Origin of the sequence: Bradyrhizobium elkanii WSM2783 (assembly GCF_000472865.1) — a bacterium.
GTDB classification, from domain to species: domain Bacteria; phylum Pseudomonadota; class Alphaproteobacteria; order Rhizobiales; family Xanthobacteraceae; genus Bradyrhizobium; species Bradyrhizobium elkanii_A.
In genome coordinates this window covers 1-3,779 of sequence record NZ_AXAP01000189.1, presented here as the reverse complement: position 1 = coordinate 3,779, position 3,779 = coordinate 1, and the positions used below count along the sequence as shown (strand labels likewise).

Sequence of the window (3,779 nt, the reverse complement as noted above, 5' to 3'; positions counted from 1 at the left end):
CAGACGCTCCTTCCGCGAAACGCGGACTTCTCTTGCTTCGGGAATCATCCCGATCTTGAATCACGACTCACGTTCTATGAAAAGTGGGTACTAGGGAATGACCATGGGTAACAAGCGGTGGGCCTGTGACCGACCTTGCTCTCTCAGGCTCAGTCTACGCGCCCTATGGTCTGATTCTCTGCACTGACTGCACCTGAGCCGTTGAGAGATCCTCTCCTTCGCTTGGTTGGGATGGCATTCGCATGTGGTGGGCGAAGTCCTCCTCCAGCGCGCCACGGTGTAGCGTTCATTGTCGATCTTCTCGCGGTCCCATTCCCTCGCAATCTGACGTCTCTTGACCTACAATGCAAATGCATTGCCGGGGGCAGATTATGGGAGCGGACCGTGACCAAGACGGCCGAAATCCTTGAAATCCCGCGACAATCACGGAGCGCGGCCAAACAACCGTGCCGGTACCCATCCGTAAGATCCTGGGGTTGGGCAGGCGCGACCAGGTCGTGTTCCGCGGCCTCTCCGACGGGACCGTCGTGATAGCCAAGAAGCAAGCGCGCGCGGACGAGGGCGATCCAGTGATCGGCAAGTTTCTTAAATTGCTTGCACGAGACCATGGCCGATCAGCGGGCGCGGATTCGGCCCGTACCGAAGTCGCTGCTCGCGCGCGGCAAGGCCCTCGTCAAAGGCGTCAAGGTCGATCTCAACTCGGCTCTCCGAGATGACGAGGCGTGAGCGACGATAACCCCAAGATCAATGGTTGGACGATCTACGCGCAACCGCTATTTCTCGACCAGCTCGAGGCGATGATCGCGGCCGTCGAGAAAGCGCAAAACAAGGATCTTAAGGGATATAAGAAGAAGCGCATGGCGGAGCTTCTCGCCGCCGTCCTCAAGCTGGCGTTCGAAGATATCCCGAGCGACCCACTCGTGATGTCTACCGGCAGGGCGCCACGCTCGGCGACGAATACAGGCACTCAATTCCTGCAGCAGTTCCGCCTTTTCTTTCGATACCACCAATCGGGAAACTGCAAAGGTTATCGTGCTCGCCTGGGTAAACGATGACTCGACCCTGTCCGCCTATGAGAGCGCAAATGACGCGTATGCCGTGTTTCGGAAGATGCTGAAACGCGGAAACCCGCCTGATAGCTGCAAGGAGCTCCCGGCCGCCGCTCCGACGCCTCGACCAAGCGAAGGCTCGCGCGATCCGCGCCCAAGGGCTAAGCATGGAAACGGCGCGCGTCGATACACACACTACCCGCACATCGATACGATCAATTGCGAAAAGGTCGGACCCGTCGGGTAGGCCCAGGTCAAGGCCGGGAATGAAATTGCAAGCTTTTCGGTTGCAAAAGTCCGAAAGCTTGCATCGATGTCACCGAAGACGACGTCCAAGTGTCACGGAAGCGGTGCAGTTTCATAGGCAGTCCTCCAGGTTCAGCGCGGCTCCTTGTCTTCGACCATCACCAGCTCTTCTTCAGCAGACGACCGACGCCGCACCTTCCGGAGGAAACCAACACGGTCGCCATTGGCTCCTTGTGACACTCGTCAGGTTTTCGACAGCTAGCCCCTGCAAGATTAGTCTTGGCTCGCGCTGAAATCTCTGCCGCCCCGTACACTGGTCCGGCGCGTAACTCCGCAGATTTGCGCAGGCCCTGTATCGTCAAGAGGAGAGCAGTATGGATCCAATCGACCCATTATCAGCGAACCATCATAAGGTACGGGACATCGGGCCTCTCGTCGATTCGGACTGGGAGCACGGCTCCCGACGGGCCTCGGACGTCTTGATCGACATACTTGATTACAGCGGGCTCCCGCCGACCCACTTCGTCCCAATCACACGTTTTTCCATCAACCGTGAGCCCTCCACGGCCGAGCTGGGGCCGGAAGGGCCCCGCGACGTTCTTCTCGTCCATCACTCCCAAGTTGGGCAGATGGATGAAACCAGGGCATCGTCGTCTGCCAGGCCATGCCATCAGCAGCGACTGGATTTCGCGCCTGTGATCCGCGAGGGGCATTGGGATCACAACCGCGAACGTTTCGCCCCACTAGAGCTCATCCAAGCACTGGACGACGAGGGTCTCGTGCCGAGCGCGGGCCGTCCAACGCATATCCTCATCGAAGGTGTACCCTATAGGGCCGAGTTGCAAGAAACGGACAGAGGACCGCGCGTTCGTCTCTATCCTGTTGGACGTGGCTGAATAACTCGATTGGACTGCAACCCCAAGGCCCAGCGGGTTTGGGCACCGGGTACGCGCTCCACAACCAGCTCGCAGCACGGGCATGCCCGCCTCACCAATGGGGGCTTGGAGGAGTCGCTGACGGCGCGAGGACACATGCCGATCGAGTTCTACCGGCGCTGCGACTGGCTGAAGAACTAGGACGTCGGCGCCATCACCGGCATCAACTTCGTTTCACTCGCTGCGAAGTCCGCTCGAGGTGCCTTCAAAACCCCTGCCGCTTGAGACTCGGAACGTTGCGGGGATGATGTGGGCCGTTCTCAGCTGGAATGTCCTGGCCGCGCCGACTGCCTGACCAGATCTCTGAAAGGACGCATAATTAATTGACCGGGTACAATTATCTTGGCGCGAGGCTAAGATAGCCAAGATCGTCGACGCCCAGGAGGGACGTCGCCAGGCGCTGCTGCCGTCGGCGACATCCCGAAGGTCTGTTTTCGCGGGGAGGCGCATGGCCCTGCCGCGAGCTGCTGTGGAACGTCTACCCAGTGGGTGAATCCTCACCCGAGTATCCAGGCCAGAGGCTAGGGTCCAGCGACGGGTTGATACGAACGAAATCCTCATCTCGCCATTCGGCTGTGTGGGGGACACCTATAATGGAGAAGGTTGTCGGTGAGTCTCTGCTCGGCATGAGCCCGACGCTTCTTAGCATATTCATCTGAGCGTTCGAGGCCGTTTGGGGAAAGAAGACCCAGTACTCGCTGGCACGGCGTCCGTTGTTCATGACGAAATCTCCGAGTTCGCGTGGCGCGGCCCCCGCGGACGAGGACGGCCCGGCCTGCGATGGCCCGGCCTGCAGCCCGGGATCGAGCTCCTGCCAAACTGGGTCCTTATCGAAATCGGGGGCTTCCGCCAGCGACTGAGCAAGCGGCTGCTGCGAGATGGGTCGCTGAGGGCCTTCCAGGGCGAAGGATGATGGCCCGGCTTGCGACGGCCCGGCTTGCAGGCCGGATTCGAGCTCCTGCCAAATCAGATCCTGATCGAAATATGCGGCTTTCGCCAGCGGTTCAGCAATCGCCTGCTGCGAGCTGGGCTGCTGAAAGCTTTCGCCAGTGGCCGGTAATGGCTCAGGGGAAACCGCGGCCGGCGTATGCAGATCATCCTGCCAATTCAAATGTGACGAATAGGGATGCCCGGCCTCCAAATATGGCGAATAGGCTTCGCCCTGCGGCACTGGCGACCGAGTAACGTATGGCGGAGCACTATCTTGCAATTCGCTCAGCTGGTGCTCAAAGCCCGTTGGATCGGCGGGCGGGGGTGGTAAGTCAGGCGGGGGTCCGTGTTCAGTGGGTCGATTGAGTTGAAATCCATCCTGTTCCTCCTTTGAAACATGGAGCGGCCCCGAGCCCTTGTTCGACAAAGGCCACTTGCATCGCGGCCTACGGAGAACTGTTTAGAAGACTCGCGTTGAGCCGCAGCCTGCGAGCTACCGGCAACAATGACGCCAACCCGGTTTCAGGTAGTGTGCGGAAGGTTCTGCAAAAGCCTGAGAGGCTGGAGCGGTCATGGTAAGTCCGGTGATTGCGAAGATCACCGCTCATAGAGGAGCTTG

Annotated in this window: 4 protein-coding genes and 1 pseudogene; 4 read left to right on the top strand and 1 reads right to left on the bottom strand. The window is 59.6% G+C overall.

Translation table 11 applies throughout. The features are described from left to right. Nucleotides 1-384: 384 nt before the first annotated feature. From YY7_RS65445 to YY7_RS0149570, 4 genes and pseudogenes are all read left to right on the top strand, one after another. Nucleotides 385-726, top strand: a pseudogene (locus YY7_RS65445) (type II toxin-antitoxin system PrlF family antitoxin). Then, the gene (locus tag YY7_RS64250) at nucleotides 723-1,055 is read left to right on the top strand and encodes a type II toxin-antitoxin system YhaV family toxin (protein ID WP_245287710.1); all 333 of its coding nucleotides are present in this window, start codon (nucleotides 723-725) and stop codon (nucleotides 1,053-1,055) included. Before YY7_RS65445 ends, YY7_RS64250 begins: the two are co-directional and overlap by 4 nt. Next, a complete protein-coding gene (locus YY7_RS64245; RefSeq protein ID WP_245287709.1) occupies nucleotides 1,033-1,296 on the top strand; it encodes a type II toxin-antitoxin system YhaV family toxin in 264 nt (87 codons plus the stop codon). The genes YY7_RS64250 and YY7_RS64245 overlap by 23 nt, the downstream gene beginning before the upstream one ends. A gap of 373 nt (nucleotides 1,297-1,669) precedes the next feature. Beyond that, nucleotides 1,670-2,191, top strand: a complete 522-nt coding sequence (locus YY7_RS0149570) for a hypothetical protein (protein WP_028169393.1) — start codon at nucleotides 1,670-1,672, stop codon at nucleotides 2,189-2,191. A 517-nt stretch (nucleotides 2,192-2,708) separates the two neighbouring features. On the opposite strand, the gene YY7_RS61685 is transcribed toward YY7_RS0149570, so the two are convergent. Continuing rightward, complete coding sequence (locus YY7_RS61685; protein ID WP_155255696.1) at nucleotides 2,709-3,401, bottom strand: hypothetical protein; 693 nt, start codon at nucleotides 3,399-3,401, stop codon at nucleotides 2,709-2,711. Nucleotides 3,402-3,779 lie beyond the last annotated feature (378 nt).

Coding starts and splice junctions, on each gene's coding strand:
- YY7_RS0149570 (WP_028169393.1), top strand. CDS start 1,670: ATGGATCCAATCGACCCATTATCAGCGAACCATCATAAGGTACGGGAC.